21 protein-coding genes are annotated in these 18,515 nt (G+C 36.9%); 12 read left to right on the top strand and 9 right to left on the bottom strand.

Features of this window, described 5'->3' with window-relative positions:
- The first annotated feature begins 4 nt into the window (after positions 1-4).
- The 4 genes from RBB48_RS07585 to RBB48_RS07570 are packed head-to-tail and all read left to right on the top strand — an operon-like array spanning position 5 to position 3,482.
- Positions 5-886, top strand: a complete 882-nt coding sequence (locus RBB48_RS07585; protein WP_142291835.1) for an SGNH/GDSL hydrolase family protein — start codon at positions 5-7, stop codon at positions 884-886.
- Positions 883-1,800 (top strand): ABC transporter ATP-binding protein, encoded by a 918-nt coding sequence (locus RBB48_RS07580; RefSeq protein WP_088065055.1) that lies wholly within the window; start codon positions 883-885, stop codon positions 1,798-1,800. Before RBB48_RS07585 ends, RBB48_RS07580 begins: the two co-directional genes overlap by 4 nt.
- Positions 1,793-2,785: an ABC transporter permease subunit gene (locus tag RBB48_RS07575; RefSeq protein WP_088065054.1), complete on the top strand. Its 993-nt coding sequence runs from the start codon at positions 1,793-1,795 to the stop codon at positions 2,783-2,785. The genes RBB48_RS07580 and RBB48_RS07575 overlap by 8 nt, the downstream gene beginning before the upstream one ends.
- A 19-nt stretch (positions 2,786-2,804) precedes the next feature.
- Positions 2,805-3,482 (top strand): uracil-DNA glycosylase, encoded by a 678-nt coding sequence (locus tag RBB48_RS07570; RefSeq protein WP_088065053.1) that lies wholly within the window; start codon positions 2,805-2,807, stop codon positions 3,480-3,482.
- Between the two features lie 41 nt (positions 3,483-3,523).
- Here the strand turns inward: RBB48_RS07570 and RBB48_RS07565 are convergent, their stop codons facing one another.
- From RBB48_RS07565 to RBB48_RS07555, 3 genes are all read right to left on the bottom strand, one after another.
- Complete coding sequence (locus tag RBB48_RS07565) at positions 3,524-3,817, bottom strand: DUF3817 domain-containing protein (protein ID WP_000953389.1); 294 nt, start codon at positions 3,815-3,817, stop codon at positions 3,524-3,526.
- Between the two features lie 209 nt (positions 3,818-4,026).
- Positions 4,027-4,848, bottom strand: a complete 822-nt coding sequence (locus RBB48_RS07560; RefSeq protein WP_087981923.1) for a Cof-type HAD-IIB family hydrolase — start codon at positions 4,846-4,848, stop codon at positions 4,027-4,029.
- Between the two features lie 281 nt (positions 4,849-5,129).
- A complete protein-coding gene (locus RBB48_RS07555) occupies positions 5,130-6,413 on the bottom strand; it encodes a purine/pyrimidine permease (RefSeq protein ID WP_046955487.1) in 1,284 nt (427 codons plus the stop codon).
- Positions 6,414-6,508: 95 nt separating this feature from the next.
- Here RBB48_RS07555 and RBB48_RS07550 point away from each other — a divergent pair, with 95 nt between their 5' ends.
- The 3 genes from RBB48_RS07550 (at position 6,509) to RBB48_RS07540 (ending at position 8,229) form a co-directional block, all read left to right on the top strand.
- Positions 6,509-7,501, top strand: coding sequence for a potassium channel family protein (locus tag RBB48_RS07550; RefSeq protein ID WP_000993991.1), 993 nt, complete (start codon positions 6,509-6,511; stop codon positions 7,499-7,501).
- Positions 7,502-7,507: 6 nt separating this feature from the next.
- Positions 7,508-7,795 (top strand): YwdI family protein, encoded by a 288-nt coding sequence (locus RBB48_RS07545; protein ID WP_001167358.1) that lies wholly within the window; start codon positions 7,508-7,510, stop codon positions 7,793-7,795.
- Between the two features lie 65 nt (positions 7,796-7,860).
- Entirely contained in the window at positions 7,861-8,229 is a 369-nt protein-coding gene (locus RBB48_RS07540) for a DUF423 domain-containing protein (protein ID WP_000688322.1), read from the top strand.
- Between the two features lie 31 nt (positions 8,230-8,260).
- On the opposite strand, the gene gerQ is transcribed toward RBB48_RS07540, so the two are convergent.
- From gerQ to hemQ, 4 genes are all read right to left on the bottom strand, one after another.
- A complete protein-coding gene (gene gerQ, locus RBB48_RS07535; RefSeq protein ID WP_000068635.1) occupies positions 8,261-8,689 on the bottom strand; it encodes a spore coat protein GerQ in 429 nt (142 codons plus the stop codon).
- Positions 8,690-8,716: 27 nt separating this feature from the next.
- Positions 8,717-9,139 (bottom strand): cell wall hydrolase CwlJ, encoded by a 423-nt coding sequence (gene cwlJ / locus RBB48_RS07530; protein ID WP_000538157.1) that lies wholly within the window; start codon positions 9,137-9,139, stop codon positions 8,717-8,719.
- 175 nt (positions 9,140-9,314) lie between these two features.
- A complete protein-coding gene (locus RBB48_RS07525) occupies positions 9,315-10,586 on the bottom strand; it encodes a serine hydrolase (RefSeq protein ID WP_088065052.1) in 1,272 nt (423 codons plus the stop codon).
- A gap of 356 nt (positions 10,587-10,942) precedes the next feature.
- Positions 10,943-11,686: a hydrogen peroxide-dependent heme synthase gene (gene hemQ / locus RBB48_RS07520; protein ID WP_001287602.1), complete on the bottom strand. Its 744-nt coding sequence runs from the start codon at positions 11,684-11,686 to the stop codon at positions 10,943-10,945.
- A gap of 279 nt (positions 11,687-11,965) precedes the next feature.
- Here hemQ and pta point away from each other — a divergent pair, with 279 nt between their 5' ends.
- Entirely contained in the window at positions 11,966-12,937 is a 972-nt protein-coding gene (gene pta / locus RBB48_RS07515) for a phosphate acetyltransferase (protein WP_000067226.1), read from the top strand.
- A gap of 48 nt (positions 12,938-12,985) precedes the next feature.
- Here pta and lipL read toward each other — a convergent pair whose 3' ends face one another.
- Both lipL and RBB48_RS07505 read right to left on the bottom strand, forming a co-directional pair.
- Complete coding sequence (gene lipL / locus RBB48_RS07510) at positions 12,986-13,831, bottom strand: octanoyl-[GcvH]:protein N-octanoyltransferase (protein WP_046955490.1); 846 nt, start codon at positions 13,829-13,831, stop codon at positions 12,986-12,988.
- 129 nt (positions 13,832-13,960) lie between these two features.
- On the bottom strand, positions 13,961-14,653 hold the full coding sequence (locus RBB48_RS07505; protein ID WP_087981931.1) for an RsfA family transcriptional regulator: 693 nt from the start codon (positions 14,651-14,653) through the stop codon (positions 13,961-13,963).
- A gap of 284 nt (positions 14,654-14,937) precedes the next feature.
- Between RBB48_RS07505 and RBB48_RS07500 the strand changes: the two genes are divergently transcribed.
- From RBB48_RS07500 to RBB48_RS07485, 4 genes are all read left to right on the top strand, one after another.
- Complete coding sequence (locus RBB48_RS07500) at positions 14,938-15,162, top strand: YuzB family protein (RefSeq protein ID WP_000526075.1); 225 nt, start codon at positions 14,938-14,940, stop codon at positions 15,160-15,162.
- Positions 15,163-15,474: 312 nt separating this feature from the next.
- Positions 15,475-16,530: a FecCD family ABC transporter permease gene (locus tag RBB48_RS07495; RefSeq protein ID WP_000388283.1), complete on the top strand. Its 1,056-nt coding sequence runs from the start codon at positions 15,475-15,477 to the stop codon at positions 16,528-16,530.
- On the top strand, positions 16,527-17,543 hold the full coding sequence (locus RBB48_RS07490; protein ID WP_088065051.1) for a FecCD family ABC transporter permease: 1,017 nt from the start codon (positions 16,527-16,529) through the stop codon (positions 17,541-17,543). The genes RBB48_RS07495 and RBB48_RS07490 overlap by 4 nt, the downstream gene beginning before the upstream one ends.
- 15 nt (positions 17,544-17,558) lie before the next feature.
- Positions 17,559-18,371 (top strand): ABC transporter ATP-binding protein, encoded by an 813-nt coding sequence (locus tag RBB48_RS07485; RefSeq protein ID WP_000212064.1) that lies wholly within the window; start codon positions 17,559-17,561, stop codon positions 18,369-18,371.
- The last annotated feature ends 144 nt before the right edge of the window (positions 18,372-18,515 follow it).

The following is an 18,515-nucleotide window of genomic DNA, read 5'->3' as shown; positions in this document are numbered from 1 at the left end:
AGGTTTGAAAATCGCTTTTCAAAATTGCGTTTGGTATAATTATGGACAATCTATGAGGGCTAAAAGGGGTTTTGATATGAGATCAAAAGTAGTAAAAGTAATTCTACTCATTACAATTGCATCTTTCTGTTTATTTGCATATGGCTTTGTTTCAGGTGTAAATGATGTATTAAATCCGAAAGCTTCAAATTTAATTAAAAAGACCGATGTAGTGGCAAAAGAGAAAAAGAAAACGGGAACGTTACAAATCGTTAGTTTAGGTGATTCATTAACACGCGGTGTTGGTGATAAAGAAGGAATTGGCTATGTTGGACGGATGAAAGAAGATTTACAAAAAAATTATAAGCAAAAGGTTGCATTAACAAACTTAGCTGTTAGTGGTGCAAAAATGCCCGACCTATTAAAACAAATTGAGAGTAGTGGCGCTCAATATTCAATTAAGCAAGCAGATGTAATCGTTTTAACAATTGGAGGAAATGATTTATTTCCAGGGTGGGAATCGCTTGAAAAGATAGATTTAGAAACATACCGTCCTGATACAGCGACGTTCCAAAATGAAGCGAAGAAAATAATAGAAGAAATTCGTAAGTTAAATACAGATAGCCCTATTTTTTGGCTTGGTTTATACAATCCTTTTGAAGATGTAGAAGATTTAAAAGGTTCTTCAAACATCGTTGTAGACTGGAATGCATCTTTAGAAAAATTAGCGATAAATAATAAAAATGTGTATATTACACCGACATTTGATTTATTCCAAAACCGTGGGAAAGATTTATTATACTCCGACCATTTCCATCCGAATGAAATAGGATATACATATATGGCGGACCGATTAGTTCAAAATGTTGCGAGTAAATTAAAACTAGAACAAGGAGGGGTAAAATGACGACGATACTTTCCGTACGTGACGTGAAGAAGGTAATTGGAAAGAAGACAATTGTAGAGAATATTTCCTTCGATGTAAAACAAGGGGAAGTGTTCGGCTTCCTAGGGCCGAATGGTGCCGGAAAAACAACTACAATTCGAATGTTAGTTGGATTGATTAAAGAAACAGAAGGCACGATTTCTATCGGCGGTTATTCTATTAAGGAGAATTTCAGAGAAGCGATGCGTCAAATTGGGAGTATCGTTGAAAACCCAGAACTGTATACCTATTTAACGGGATGGGAAAATTTAAAACAATTTGCCCGTATGTTAGGTGGTATATCAGATGAACGTATTATTGAAATTGCTCAAATGGTTCATTTAGATGAAAGAATTCACGATAAGGTAAAAACATACTCACTCGGTATGAAACAGCGTCTTGGTATTGCGCAAGCGCTTCTTGGAAATCCAAAATTGCTCATATTAGATGAGCCAACAAATGGTTTAGACCCAGCTGGGATTAGAGAACTTAGGGAATTTATACATAAGCTTGTGAAAGAAGAAAATATGAGTGTGTTTATTTCAAGTCATTTGCTAAGTGAAGTACAAATGATATGTGATCGGGTTGCGATTATTCATAAAGGAAAAATGATAACAGTTGCCAAGGTTGAAGAGTTAATTAAAACAGCAAGTGATCGTGTAGAATGGATTGTTACACCGATTTCTAAGGCGAAAAATATGCTAGAAGATGCTGAGGAAGTAAGAGAAGTGAGTATAGAAGGTAATCGATTACTATGCCGCATGGATATTGTATCTATAAGTAGTTGGAATAAACGTTTTGTAGAAAACGAGATAGATGTGCATAGTGTTAAGGAGCTTGTATTTACGCTAGAAGATTTATTTATTGAACTCACAAGGGGTGAGCAGCATGCGTGAATTTGCGAATCTAGTCTTAAATGAATCGGAAAAAATTTATCGTAAGAAACGTATTTTTGTTGTCATGCTTATTTTAGCAATCTTGATCCCACTTTTCGTGTATGCGCAGTATCGTGAAGTAGAAACGACACAAAAAAGGCTCGGTACGACGGATTGGAAAGTTTCATTACAACAACAAATTGTTGATTCTCAAAACCGCTTGAACAATTCTAGACTACCAGAAGAATGGCGTGATTGGCTAAAGGTAAGAGTGGAGCAGCAACAATATTATTTAGATCATGATATTAACCCGATGGCACCGGGCGCACCCACTTTTGTAAGGGTGTTTATTGAGCAAGGAATTACATTGTTTATTCCGCTTCTCGTCATGATTGTCGCTATCGATATTGTTTCAGGAGAGCGAAGTGATGGAACGATGAAGATGCTACTTACACGGCCGATTCGGCGCTGGAAAATACTTCTTAGTAAGTACGTGACGATGTTATTTTTCATTTCACTCATACTGCTTCTTGTCGGTTTGTTTGCTTACATATTATCTGGGCTTGTATTTGGATACTCGGGATGGAATTTGCCTGTTTTAACTGGGTTTGTTATTGATAAGGAAACGTTAAATACGAATTTTGTACACCTTATTCCACAGTGGCAATACGTCTTGATGGCGTATGGGTTAGCTTGGTTTGTTGCTATCGTTGTCGGAACTATATCATTTATGGTTTCTGTTTTAATTCGAAATACACCAGCCGGTATGGGCGTTATGTTAGCCGGATTAATCGCAGGTGGCATTTTAAGCTCGTTTGCAACATCTTGGGAGGGTGCGAAATATATTTTTAGTGTGAATTTATCATTAACAGATTATCTATCAGGAAAATTACCTGCATTACAAGGCTTATCGATGGGGTTCTCTTTAATGAATTTAACGGTTTGGGCAGTTGTATCCCTTATTATTTCGTTTGTAGTATTTACAAAACAGGATATGGTGAATTAATTGGACGGGAAGTGAAAGCATGAAAAATGTTTTAAAAAATGATTGGGAGCCATTATTGGCACCAGAATTTGAGAAAGAATATTATCGTAAGCTGGCTGATTTTTTGAAAGAAGAGTACAGTACACATGTTGTTTATCCAAGGGTAGAAGATATTTTTAGCGCTCTAGAGTATACAAGTTATGAAAATACAAAGGTCGTTATTTTAGGGCAAGATCCATATCATGGACCGGATCAAGCACATGGTTTAAGCTTTTCAGTACAGCCCGGCATTAAAACGCCACCGTCATTGCTAAATATGTATAAAGAACTTCGAGATGAATATGGTTATGAAATCCCGAATAACGGTTATTTAGTAAAGTGGGCAGAGCAAGGGGTTTTATTATTAAATACGGTATTAACAGTTCGACAAGGTGAAGCCAATTCTCATAAGGGAAAAGGTTGGGAGTATTTCACAGATCGTGTAATTGAGCTATTAAATGAACGTGAAAAACCGGTTATTTTCATATTGTGGGGACGTCATGCACAGGCGAAGAAAAAGTTAATTACGAATACGAAGCATCATATTATCGAGTCTGTACATCCGAGCCCATTATCGGCAAGACGTGGTTTCTTTGGTAGTAAGCCATACTCTAAAGTAAATACGATTTTAGCTAATATGGGCGAGAGAGAAATTGATTGGGAAATTCCAAATTTGTAAATAAAAAAGGTAGTTAACAGTCGTTAACTACCTTTTTGCTATTATTGTTGTTCGTTCTTTAATTTTGCATCTAGTACAAACGTACCGAATGGGATAACTGATGAAACAAATGCCCCAAGTGCCCATGCAATTGATTTGCGGTGTACGATTGTTACTTGAATTACCGCAAAGATGAATAGAATAAATAAAACACCATGAGCCATACCTGTAATTTTAACGGCTGTTGCAAATCCTGCAAAATATTTTAATGGCATTGCTACAAATAATAGTAATAGGAAAGAAATCCCCTCAATTAAGCCGATTGCTCTTAATCGTCCGATTGGTGTAGATAACATGAAGTAGCCTCCTTTAATGTATGCTTGTATATAGTAAATTTGTATTCTTTTTCAAAATAAAATAGTCTATTTTGTTCCATTATATACAAAAAGAAAGTTTACACTACGAGAATAGTGCAAAGTTCAAAATATAGTCACAAAAGCATGAGAATTTAAATAAAAACCTATTTGAAGTGTTTGACTTCAAATAGGTTTTATGAGTGAAAATATTAAACAAGTGCTTCTCTTTTTAGTACGAACTTCTCTACAACTTTTGCAACGCCATCGTTCATATTTGTATCTGTTACGTAGTTTGCAATTTCTTTAATATCATCTGGTGCATTGCCCATTGCAACACCAAGACCGGCGAATTCGATCATTGCCTGATCGTTATAGCTATCGCCCATTGCGATAACTTCTTCGCGCTTAATGCCAAGTTTTTGAATCAGTTGGTTTAAGCTTGTTCCTTTTGTAACACCAGCTTCAGTAAATTCTAAGAAGAATGGTTTAGAACGCATAACGCTTAATTGGCCTTCTAGTTGTTTTTGTAGTTTCTTTTCTACTACAACAAGTCGTTCAGCTTCTTTATTCATTAATACTTTTACTACAGGCTCTTTAACAGCAGCTTTAAAGTCATCTACTACAACAATTGGCATACCAGTAATATCGCCCTCAATTTCAGTATAAGGATTATTTTCTTCTGTTACGATATCATCGCCAATATAAGTATGAATCCATACATCTTCAGTCTTACTAATTTCAAATAGGTTGTGAACGATTTCAGGAGATAGCGTACTACTAAAGATTTCTTCGCTTGTTTTACAGTTAATAATTTTTGCGCCATTAAAAGATAGAATGAAACTACCGTATTCTTCTAAACGAAGTTCTTTCGCTACATTGCGCATACCAAATGTTGGACGTCCAGAAGCAAGTACAACTTTTACACCTTGCTCTTGTGCAGTCATTAGAGCCTCTTTCGTACGAGGTGAAATGGTATGGTCGTCACGTAATAAAGTATCATCTAAGTCTAAAACAATCATTTTATAAGTCATATTGAAAAGTCCTCTCTTTGTTGAAATAGAAATAAAGTTTTATGAAGATATTGGGGAATATATAGTAAGACATCGAACTTCTTTATGTGAAGCTAGGAGAAGTTCTGTATTTTTAGTATAAATTATCACGAGCACGTTGCCCATGATAATTTATACTGCTAATGCCCGATCGGTGAGAGCTAATCATTAGTAAAGATGAATAGCTCTCATTGATTAAAGTTTCACTTTATCATTATCGTAACAACTCTAAAGATAGAGTGCAATAATGGAAGTTTTCCAATTTACGATGGTTGTTTTTCTGTAGAACGAGAAAATAGTATTTCGAGCAAAATTGCCATTACAGATCCAAGAACAAGACCGTTACTTAAAAACGATGCTAGAAACGGCGGGAGTGTAGAAAATGCTCCTGCTGGAACAAACATAACTCCGACTCCTGTAAAGATTGAAAGACCTGCTACTTTAAATAACCGTTCTTTATCTTGTACTGTTTCGTATTCGCGAAAGGCAAGGCCAATCATGCTTGCAAATACAGGGTAAATGGCAGCATATCCGACTGCGACAGGTATCGCCGCAAAGAATGAAGTAATCTTTGGGAATATACTAACGAAAATAATAAAGCTTGACCCTAACATAAATGGGAGTCGTTTATAAATATTAGTCGTTGCAATAAATCCTGCTGATCCAGAAATCGCGACAGGTCCAATAGCTGAAAAAAGGCCTCCTAGCAATTGATTTATTCCTGTTATAATACCGGCTTGTTTGAAACGATCTGGTGCTGCATTCTTTTCATACTTAGAGACAATCCTTTGCACAACGCGAATACTTGCTAACATATTTGTTAGAAGTAATAGTGTAACGAAAACTACCGTAATTGCCATGTTCCATTCAATACGAGGCATTCCGAAAACAAATAGAGACGGAAAACGGATTATATCTGTCACAGGCGTTACTGGATTTGATAATCCGAAGCATGCGAATAATATCCAGCCGCAGACGATACTGAAAAGAACGGAATATTGTCCAATAATAGGTAGCTTCATGATGAAAAAGGATAGTAAAATAACAATGAGTGAAAGAATAAATACGTCAGCTTGTACCTCTGTATGTTGTCCGTCAAGACCGAACATTCCCTTTAAGAAGGACCCGCTAAGTTGCGCGACGAGAAGAAATAAATATGTTCCAATTACTGTCGGTGTAAAATAGCGCACTAGTTTATCGATGAGTCCAAAAACACTAAGAATAATACAAATGATACCACTCAATAGGAAAGCGTACTGAAGGACTTTAAGCGTTTCATTGCTGGATCCAAATAATACGACACCTAAACTTGCATAAAGGGAGAAAATACCCCACCAAAGTCCAGCAGGACCTTCTTGAATAGGAAGTTTATGCCCAAATATAGCTTGCAGTAGGCCAGCAAAGCCAAGAACAAATAATGTTCTTTGTACGAATGCAATAGCTTCAGCGCCATCGAGACCATAATTAGTTGCGACGCTAATTGGTACAATAAGGCTTCCAGCTAAAATAAATAGTGCCCATTGTAAGGCGGAAAGAAATGTTTTCATTATATCAACCTCTTTCATAGATTCCGTATCTAGTATATATGTATTTCATTTCCACTGGCAAAGATTGTAGATAGAGAAAAGAGTTGAAGCGCAATATGAATGCACGGAAGCAATTATGGATAGCAGTTATATGTATGACTTTTGTTGTAATTCTAGGAACGCTAGGATTTATGATGATTGAAGAGATTAGTTTGTTTCAAGCATTTTGGATGACGATGATTACTGTATTGACTGTTGGATACGGAGATGCCGTTCCTGTAACGCAAGCGGGGAAAGTATTTGCACTCCTTATTATACCTGTTGGTGTCGGTATTGTTACGTATGCAATTGGTGTAGTGGCAGCTATGATTATTGAAGGGAATTTATTTCATGCAGTACGGAGGAAGAAGATGGATAAACAAATAGCACAGTTACAAAATCATATTATCGTATGTGGTTGCGGTAGAGTGGGGCTTCAAGTTGTACATGAATTGCAAGAAAAGAAAATCCCATTTGTCGTTGTTGATAAAGATGAGAGTATATTGGAACAGGAAAAGCTTTTATTTGTACACGGAGATGCAACGGAAGACCAAGTGTTACATCATGCTGGAATTTCAAAGGCAGCTGGTTTAGTTGCTATCGTAGCAAATGATGCTGAAAATGTATTTATTACATTAACGGCAAGAGGGCTAAACGATGCAATTAAAATTGTGGCAAGGGCGGAAAAACCAGAAACCGAAGACAAATTAAAGCGTGCTGGGGCAAATAAGGTGATTAATCCATCTAGCATGGCAGGAATTCATATTGCAAAAGGTATTGCGAATCCGCTAACAGTTCATTATATTGATACAGTACTATATGGCATGGAACAGTCATTTGTAATTGAAGAAATTGCAGTCGGCAAGGGTTCTATTTTAGCTAGTAAATCGTTACTAGAGAGTGATGTGAGAAATCAATTTGATGTAACAATTTTAGCGATTTTGAGAAATGGGGATGTTATACATAATCCAACGGGGCAGGAAAAACTACAAGAACATGATATGATAATAGTGTTTGGTTCAGTAGAGAAGCTAGGACAATTTGAGAAAGAACTACAAAGTAAGAGGTGACAAGGAATGCAAATATCGAGCGATAAGATTTTAAATAAAATGGCGAATGAAATTGCAAAGGCAAAAAGCAGTGAAGGGCAACAATCAAAAGCGCATTTATTAGTTGTGCGAGCGTTATGTGATTTATTATTAGATGAACAAGCTGAGCCTTCTATGTATAGAGAACCTGAGATTCCATCACAAGTAATTGGATCTCAGCCTATGACGACAGTTCAACCAGTTATGCCGGTTTCTGGAGAACCTGTGTATATAAAAGAAGAAGGCGCAAACGGTAATTCTTTATTTGATTTTTAGAAGATAAATCGTTTGGCTTATATGAAAAAATTGCTTATGATAAAGGTAAAAAAAGGGGAATTAAGATGAAAATTTTCTTTTTACTAGGTTGTATTGCGGCAGGGCTATCTGTTGCGCTAGGGGCTTTTGGAGCACACGGTTTAGAAAATAAAGTTTCTGCAAAAATGTTAGAAGTTTGGAAAACAGGCGTTACATATCAAATGTTTCATGCCGGTGGACTATTCGTAGTTGCTTTATTAATGGATAAAATTCAATCATCACTTTTAACTACTGCTGGCTGGCTTATGGTAGCTGGGATTATTATGTTTTCAGGTAGTTTGTATGCATTAAGTACGACAGGTATTAAGTTCTTTGGCCCAATTACACCTCTTGGTGGTGTAGCGTTTATTGTGGCATGGATCTTAGTCGGAACTGCAGTTGTAAAAGGCTTATAAAAAAACAAAAGCTGGCATATGCCAGCTTTTTTTATGGTCTTGGAGCATAAGTTGCTTGTTGACTAGGTAAATACATAATTTCTTCTGGGAATTCTACATAATCTAAGTAAATCATTAGTAGTAAAAAACGTTTCCCCGATTGCGGTTCACTAATAACGATGTGATCACGTCCAGCTGCCTCAATAATACCTGTATAAGATTGTGTACCGAGTGAACTACCACGCTCATAAGTCATTACTACGGTGGCTTGCTTGCCTTTGTTCAAGCGAAGAATATTTTCAATATACGACTGTTCTAATGGTAACATGCCTTGAGAAACGGCATATTGAGCTTGCGCAGCTTGTTGTTGCATCGCTTGCTGTTGTTGCTGTTGCTGTGGGGTCATTTGTTGCTGTTGTGCATAAGTTCCAGATGGTTGATAAAAACCTGTTCCATAATACGGGTTTTGTTGCTGTGCCATTCAAAAATCCCTCCTCGTTTTCATTCCTTAATATACGCTAGGGCAATCCCCGGCAGATGGTTGGAAGAAGCAGTGCTTTTTAAAACGTCCAGAGTTTTGTTGGTCATACCAAGTTGGTGGGCAAGGGCCTTCAGGTCTAAAAAACCATAAGGCGAAATTTGCAGGCCAAAAACGTTGTCCTTGAATCGTTCGCCTTGCTAATGCGATATCTTGTTCTCTTGCACGCTGATAAAAATACCCTTTTTGCGTTGCCTCAAAACCGCCAGGATTTTGATAAACCATTTGACGTAAATTACGTATTTTTTTAAAATCTAAACAATTTCCGCGGACACGATTTACCCCTACGTTTCCGACCATTAACATTCCTTGTTGTCCTTCTCCTTCGGCTTCAGCACGCATCAGTCTAGCTAATAACTTTACATCTTCTTCGTTATAAGCAATAACACCCATTATGTGTCACCTCTCTTTTTGGAATACCTTGTGGAAAGAGGTTTATTTCTAGATGAAGTGTGTAACGATTACTAGTTCATACGTATGAGAAAAAGGACTCAGATATGACAACCAAACGAAGTTTTACATGGAGAGAGGAAAATAAAAAAAGCTAGCGTGAGCTAGCTTTCCATCATTAAAATACTTTAGACCATAAGTTTGAAAAGAAATCTCCGATAGAGCGCATTGTTAATACGAACCAATTTGCCTTTTCAACTTCTTCTGTCGTTTTTGCAGTAACTTTCATACTTTTACTACCGTCTAAGAAACCATATTTATCAGTTGATTCTAAAGTAATTGAGCCTACTTTGGCATCTTTCTTAATAGGAGCAACTAAATGTCCATCTTCAGCAAGAGATTTATCTACTTCAGTCCCAATTTTATAAGGATCTTTGCTACCTTTTTTCGCAATTACTGTTATTTCTTTTTCCGGTGTAACAGTCACTTGATCTTCTTTCCCTTTTACTACAGAGATTGTATTATTTTTATCAACTTTTAACTTTTGTTTTTCGAAGTTATTAAACCCGTACTCGATTAATTCACGAGATTCTGTGAAGCGCTCGTCCATTGATTTTGTTTTAATAATAACTGAAATAAGACGTACATCACCACGTTTAGCAGTAATAGTGAATCCATATCCAGCGGTATCAGAACTACCAGTTTTTAAACCATCTGTTCCTTCATAAGAGAAAGCAGCACCTGGTAACATCCAGTTCCAGTTTTCCATACGAATTGGTTTCGGATGATTATCTGGGAAGTTTCTAAATCTTTGTTTTGTATCCTCTAGCATTTCTGGATACTTTGTAATCATTGCTTTTGAAAGCATACCCATATCGCGAGCTGACATGGAATTTTCTCCATTCGGATCCGTTCCCTCAGGGTGTTTTCCTTTTAAGTCAGCGTTATTTAACCCAGTAGCGTTTACAAATTTATATTTCTTTAACCCTAGTTTTTTTGCATGTTCATTTGCAAGATTCAAGAAATTCTTCTCACTTCCTGCAAGAAGTTCTGCTAAGGCAATACTAGATCCGTTTGCAGAGAAGATAACGATAGAATGATATAATTCTCTTACAGTATATTGACGTCCCTTTTCAAACGGAACGTTAGAGAATTCATTATTACGTGAAACTTCATAAGCATAATCAGAAATGTTTACCTTTGTATCCCAAGTAATTTTTCCTTCTTTAATTGCTTCTAATACGGCATAAACAACAATTAATTTTGACATACTAGCAATAGCTAGTAATTCATCTGGATTTTGTTCATGCAGTATTTTTCCTGTATCTGCATCAAATAAAAGTGCAGCTGCCGCCTCAATGTGTATTTTTTCTTCAGCATGGGATGTTGTTACTCCTAAGGAAGAAATTGACAATAAAAGCGCTAGTAAAATAGACAAGATTTTCTTCATATAGATTATCACCTTCGCATCGTTATTAGCATGTAGCTCGTACCATTTTAGCATAAATTTGGATATAGAAAGGTTACAATTTTGTAAGGAAATTGAAAAGAATTTGTAGATTTTTGTTCGAATTTGCAGAGAAAGGAAGTATTTTGAGGAGAAATATAGAGGGTAATAAAAAAAGGAACGAAATTCGTTCCTTTTTTACGATTTGCCCCGCTATTTGCCGGGCAGTAAGATCCTCACCTAAAAATTAAGCGAAAGCAAAGAAGTTAGATGGGCGATCAACTGCTTGTAAAAGCCCGATTGGTGAAGGCTAATAATTAGTGGGGATGAACAAAACCCCCACTGATTAAAGTTTCACTCTATATGTGTAAAAACTTCTCTACCTTTTCGTCTGGTAAAATGTTTCCAACGAAAAATGTTCCGAATTCACCATAACGAGCACTTACTTCATCGAAGCGCATTTCATATATAAGTTTTTTAAATTGAAGAACATCGTCAGCGAATAATGTTACGCCCCACTCAAAATCGTCGAATCCAACTGATCCTGAAATAACTTGGCGTACTTTACCTGCGTACTGGCGACCGATTTTACTATGACTGTACATCATTTTTTTACGTTCTTCCATAGGAAGCATGTACCAGTTGTCATCACCTTGGCGACGCTTATCCATTGGGTAGAAGCAAATGTGATTTGCTTTTGGTAGTTCTGGATATAAGCGAGCTAAGATTTGTGGGTTTTGATATGGATCTTCATCAGCTGGAAGGTAGTTGCTTAGTTCAACAACAGATACGTAAGAGTATGCAGGAACCATATATTCAGCTAATGTTGTTTTATTCAATTCTGTCTCAATTTCATTTAACTCTTCCATTGTTGGACGTAAAATCATAAGCATAATATCAGCTTTTTGGCCAACAACAGTATACATTGCATGACTACCTTTTTTCGCGGTAGATACTTCGTTCCATTTTTCAACGACATTTAAAAATTCAGACACAGCTTGTCCGCGTTCGTCGCTAGATAATGTTTTCCATGCAGCCCAATCAATAGAACGTAAATCATGTAAACAATACCAGCCATCTAACGTTGTTGTTGCTTCACTCATTCTATTCACCTCAGTTAATGATAGTTTTACACGTTAACTATAGCATATATAGTTTTAAAATCATCTATATAAAGCCTTAGCGCATAAAATTGTCACATTTAAATTTACTTGAAAATAGGAGAAGATGAGGCTTAAAGGGGATTTATTTCTAGGCTGAATTTTATGAAAATATAATCATTTTAATTTTATCTATTTTTTGGGAGCTATAAGTTTAAAATATAGAGGAAAAGCAGTATTCTTAAAGATAGAGTTTTTTAACATATGTAGGAGGGTTTATTCGTGAGCAACTTATTTACAACAGTAAAAGAAAAAGTTCAAGGAAAAGGCATTTCTATCGTACTTCCTGAAGGAACTGATGAAAGAATTTTAGGCGCTGCAGAGCGTTTAGCAAAAGAAGAGTTAGTACAACCAATTTTAGTTGGTAATAAAGAAGAAATTAGCGCAAAAGCTGCTAGCATGAATTTAACATTAGCAGGCGTTGATATTTATGACCCAGCTACATACGAAGAAATGGATGCAATGGTAGCATCTTTCGTTGAACGCCGTAAAGGTAAAGCAACTGAAGAAGACGCTCGCAAAATCCTTAAAGACGAAAACTACTTCGGTACAATGCTTGTATACATGGGTAAGGCACACGGTTTAGTAAGTGGTGCAGCTCACTCTACAGCTGATACAGTTCGTCCAGCACTTCAAATCATTAAAACAAAACCAGGCGTTACAAAAACTTCTGGCGTATTTATCATGGTACGTGAAGAAGAGAAATATGTATTTGCTGATTGTGCAATTAACATTGCACCAAACAGCCAAGATTTAGCTGAAATTGGTATCGAGAGTGCGAAAACTGCTGAACTATTCGGTATTGATCCACGCGTTGCTATGTTAAGCTTCTCTACAAAAGGTTCTGCGAAATCTCCAGAAACAGAAAAAGTTGTAGAAGCAACTCGTATTGCAAAAGAAATGGCTCCTGAATTAACTTTAGATGGAGAATTCCAATTCGATGCTGCATTCGTACCGTCTGTAGCTGAGAAAAAAGCTCCAGGTTCTACAATTAAAGGTGATGCTAACGTATTCGTATTCCCAAGCTTAGAAGCTGGTAATATTGGCTACAAAATCGCTCAACGTTTAGGTAACTTCGAAGCAGTAGGACCAATCTTACAAGGTTTAAATATGCCTGTAAATGATCTATCTCGCGGATGTAACGAAGAAGAAGTGTACAAGTTAGCTTTAATTACAGCAGCTCAAGCACTTTAATTCTATAATGAATCGAAATAAAGACCGTCGCTATTATAGCGACGGTCTTTATTTTTCTAAGCCAAGTGCTTTATTGTTACGATCAATAATACGTTGTAAATTCGTCTCATATAAAGGTATTTCATCTATTGTTAATTGAGATGGTGTTAACTTTGGAGCGAATTGCTGCAGTGTTTTTAAAAGGCGCATCATTAAATCTTGTACTGTAATAGTTTCGCCAAGTAATTCTGAAAGTGAAGCCATCGTACTCGGTACAATTTCAGGATACGTAAAGCGTGTTTCTTCTCCTTGAATGGCTAGGTTGTAGAAATCACGAACGAGTGCGGCACGCTCAGAGCCACTTCCTGTAGCGCAGAGATAAATTTGGACAGCGACACCACCGCGAATACGGCGCTGTGAAATGCCAGCAAATTTTTGATTGCGAATACTTAAGTCATAGCTACCAGGACAGTAAGAACCAACAATTTCTTTTGCCTCGATTGTAACATCGTAATCGTTTAACATTTCCTTAATTAAATGCCACATTGTATCGTATCCAAGATCAATATCGATACCTTTTTCTGTCTCTTGGAATAAAAGTGATACGTTTAAAACACCTTCATCAAGTACGACTGCAAGTCCACCGGAATTACGAACGATAACATTGAAGTTGTTTTCTTGTAAAAAGGAAATACCTTCTTCCAAGTGTGGTAGGCGTGAATCTTGAATGCCAAGAACAATTGTATTGTGATGAACCCAAGAACGCATTGTTGCAGCTGATTGACCATTTCCAATGCTTGTGCACAGTGTGTCATCCATTGCGAATGACTGCAATGCATGGAATGTTGGTCCCAAACTAGACTGATCTACAATACGCCACTCTGGCTGAGATAAAATGGAACGGGAATTGCTCATATAACTAACCCCTTATCTTTAAAATGACAATCTCTATTATAGCAAAAAATGAAGAAGGGGGTTTTCTCGCATATAAAGGGAAAGTTTAAAGATGAAAGACTAAAAAAGGATGCATTACATGCATCCTTTCTATTCTGCAATTTTTTCTAAATTACCGTTTCGATCCATTCGGAAAGATGTTTGAGAACGTTCTTCGTCATCCATGACTGCCAACTTACGAGCTCGGTTCATAATATTCATAAGTGTTTCGTAATCTTCTTGTACAGTATGAGATTGTTTTTCTAATTTTTCTAGTTTCTTTTCTAGTTCTTCATTTCGAAGGATTTGTGCTCTAATCTCTTGTTTCAATCTCGTATTCTCGTTTTCAAGAGCTGTCACTTTTATATTTGAAGATCCGACTGTTTGTAAAAAATAAATAACATCTTGCATTGTCATAGAGCTTTTTGTAGCAGGAACGGTAGTTTCTTTATATGGAATAGCTTCTTTATATTGTACAATTGATTCCTCTTGTACGAATTCTTCATAATCAGTTATCGAATCTGAAGCTGGCGGTGTATAAAGTAAACGTTTTTTCGCTTGTTCACCGCTTGCAGCGCGCATTTTATCTTTACGATGTTTTTTTGCTAGTTGAAGAGCTTGTTCATAACTATAGCGAACAACAGCATTCCAACGGAAACCACAGGCAGCCGATGTACGATTTAATTGATCACCCACTTCTTCAAATGCATTTAATTGAGTACTTCCTTCTCGAACGTGACGAAGTACAGTTTCAGCAAGTAATAAATCATCCTCATCCGTCCAAGCATCTTGTCTTACTTTCATAGATTCAACTCCCTTTCTTTTTATGAACTTCCTATTTTTATAATGGGCAAAAAAATGAGCTTTTATACAAAGCTTTTAAAAATATGGTAGATTTCGATGAAAGGTATAAATTTTGCCAAGAATGACGTAAGCTTCTGTAGGAGAACATATAAATATGTAGCATTATATGAAGAAAGAGCTTTAAAGGGAAACTTGCAACGAGCTTCAAAGAGCGGTAAAATACCATTTAGTGTTTATTTTTAAATGTACTTGAGAAAAGTTTAAAATAGAGGAAGTGTTATATAATGGGGAACGAATTTCGTGTGTGTGATGATTGTCAGGCAACGAACGTTAAAACGTTGATTCCAAAGTTAAAAAAAGTAGATTCATGTGCAACGATTGAAGTTGCATGTCAGTCTTACTGTGGTCCTGGTCGTAAAAAATCATTCGCATTTGTAAATAATCGTCCAGTCGCGGCTCCAACAGAAGATGAATTAATTGTAAAAATTGAAGCAAAGTTAAATAAGTAAGAAAAAGAAGAGTGAACAGATTACTCTTCTTTTTTTATGCCCATACGAGGAATGAGTTATTCTACGAAAATACAATTGAGTAGATTAACATTCAATGAAGGAGGGGCATCATCTATTCATTCAAATTTCAATTTATATAAATTTATATTTCAAAATAATGGTTGACAGTCTTTTGAAGCGATAGGTAGAATAGAAAGTGTCTGATTCTGATAATCATTATCAAGAAAAGGTCAATTAACCTAATTTTTTATTACTATTTGAGAATAAATTTCATTTCATTAAATATATGTTGTTGGTTAGGATGGTTGAGGTATGGAAGCGAGCGCAAGGAGTATAGAACAGCAAGATGTGAATGTTAAAGAGATTAAGAGCAGGCCGCTCGTTGCTTCTATTATTTTAGTAGCAGGTACAGTTTTGTTAGCTTTAAGCATGGCAGTTTCTATTTCGTTTGGTGCTGCAGATATTAGTTTAAAGACTGTATGGCAAGCTGTGTTTCAGTTTGACGGTTCTATTACGCATCATAACGTAATTCAAGAACTTCGCATGCCTAGAGCAATAGGGGGCGTAGTTGCAGGTGCCTTTTTAGCAGTATCAGGGGCAATTATGCAAGGTATGACGCGAAATCCACTTGCTTCACCATCGTTAATGGGAATTACAGATGGAGCTGTATTTGGAATTGCAATTATGTATGCATTCTTCCCTAATTCACCCTATTTAATGTTCGTTATCGCATCTTTTATTGGGGCTGCGTTTGGAGCGAGCATTGTATATGGAATTGGGTCTTCTTCACCAGGTGGATTAACACCTGTGAAGTTAGCTTTAGCGGGTGCAGCAATTAGTGCTTTATTAGGGGCCATTTCATCTGGAATTGCGCTATATTTCAACCTTGCCCAAGAGGTGAGTATGTGGAATGCAGGCGGAGTTGCGGGAGTGAAATGGGAAAGTATTAATATGTTAGTACCAATTGGCCTTGTTTGTCTCTTTATTGCAATTATGATGTCGAGGTATATTACAATTTTAAGCTTCGGTGAAGAAATTGCGATTGGACTTGGTCAAAATACGACATTAATTAAATTTATCGGAACAGTACTTGTTCTTGTGTTAACAGGTTCTGCGGTTTCTATGGCAGGATCGGTTGGGTTTGTTGGTCTTGTAATCCCGCACATGACTCGTTTCCTTGTAGGCTCAGACTATAGATGGGTTATTCCATGTTCTGCGGTCTTAGGCGGGCTGTTAATTGAATGTGCAGATATGTTATCTCGCGTTATTAATCCGCCGTTTGAAACGCCAATTGGAGCAATTACAGCGCTAATTGGGGTTCCATTCTTCCTCTACTTAGCACGTAACGAAGGGAGAGGGAAAATGTGAGGACAAGTGTCTTAACAAAAAAGAACGTTTCTGTTTTAACAATCTTAGTAGGATTAATCGTTACTGTATTTTTAGTAAGTTTAAATACAGGGACATTTAAAATACCGCCAATGGACGTATTAAAGTCATTGGTTGGACTCGGGGCTGAAGATCAGTCTGTTATTTTATTTGAATTCCGTATGCCGCGTATGGTCATTGCCATATTAGTTGGATCTGCTTTAGCGATGTCAGGTGCGATTTTGCAAGGGTTATCACGTAATCCACTTGCTGATCCAGGTATTATTGGTATTAACGCTGGAGCGGGGTTAACAGTCGTTATATTCGTTTACTTTTTCTTCGGGAAAGTTGGAACTGGTACATTTTTATCTGTATTTATCCTTCCTTTCTTTGCGTTGGTTGGTGCGATATTAGCAGCGGTTATTATTTATTTACTAGCATGGAAAGACGGCGTTTCATCAACGAGATTAATACTTGTCGGTATCGCTGTTGCAGCCGGGTTTGGTGCTGTTAGTTTAATTTTTTCTATGAAGATGACATCTAACGATTTCCGTTTTGCTACGATTTGGTTAGCAGGAAGTCTATGGGGCACAGATTGGAAATTCGTACTAAGTGTACTTCCATGGATGGTTATTTTCTTGCCACTTGCTATTAGTAAGGCTCACATATTAAACATAATGAACCTAGGCGACTCCACAGCAGTTGGCCTTGGTGTAAATGTAGAAAAAGAAAGACGTAAATTATTGTTTATTGCAGTTTGTTTAGCTGGTGCATCTGTTGCTGTTGCCGGAGGAATTGGTTTTATCGGTTTAATGGCTCCGCATTTAGCTAGACGCCTTGTCGGTGGTAAACATCAAATTATGCTGCCTACCGCTGCACTAATAGGGACGTTTTTACTCTTATTCGCAGACGTAATTTCAAGAAGTGTGTTAACAACTTCAGAAATACCGGTCGGTCTTGTTATTTCTGTAATTGGTGCACCATATTTCATATACTTACTTATGAGGACAAAATAAAGGGAGGCTTTTTGTATGGCAACTTTAGCAGTTGATGCGGTATCTGTTGGCTATAATGAAGGGTTAATTATTGATGGATTAACAGTTGAAATTCCGGAAGGGAAAATTACAACAATTATTGGACCAAATGGTTGTGGGAAGTCCACATTATTAAAAACAGCTTCTCGTATTTTGAAGGCGAAAAAAGGTACTGTTTATCTTGACGGAAAAGCAATCGAGAAACAGCCAACGAAAGAAATCGCAAAGAAAATGGCGATTTTACCACAGACTGCAGAAGTGCCAACTGGCCTTACTGTGTTTGAACTTGTTTCATATGGACGTTTTCCTCATCAAAAAGGATTTGGAACGTTGAAAGAAGAGGATTATCGTTACATTCATTGGGCACTTGAAGTGACGGGAATGACAGAATTCGCAAATCGTCCAGCAGAGGCGTTATCAGGCGGGCAACGTCAACGCGTATGGATTGCGATGGCTCTTGCACAAGGGACAGAATTACTCGTATTAGATGAACCGACAACGTACTTAGATATGGCTCATCAATTAGAAGTATTAAACTTATTGAAAAAGTTAAACGAAGAAGAAGGTAGAACGATTGTTATGGTTATCCATGACTTAAACCATGCTTCTCGTTTCTCAGATCATATGATTGCATTAAAAGCAGGTAAGTTAATGAAGCAAGGAACGCCAGACGAAGTGATGACGAGTGAAACACTTCGCAGTGTATTTGAGATTGAAGCTCAAATCGTTCCGTGTCCAGTAAACTGTAAACCAATTTGTTTAACATATGATTTAGCGATGATTAGTAATCAATTGCGTAAAAAAGCATAAGTAGATCCCCCTCGTAAAGAGGGGGGCTTCTAATGGACGTTGAGCTTCTTATTAGTAAATAGGAAGTTGAACACCCGTTAGAACGGGGCATAAGCAACAATTAATCAATATATATTTATTAATTGTTAATCTTGTTTCTTATAG

The sequence above is a fragment of the Bacillus sp. MMSF_3353 genome, from assembly GCF_030733445.1.
GTDB lineage: Bacteria > Bacillota > Bacilli > Bacillales > Bacillaceae_G > Bacillus_A > Bacillus_A wiedmannii.
This window is presented reverse-complemented; position numbering and strand designations above follow the sequence as displayed.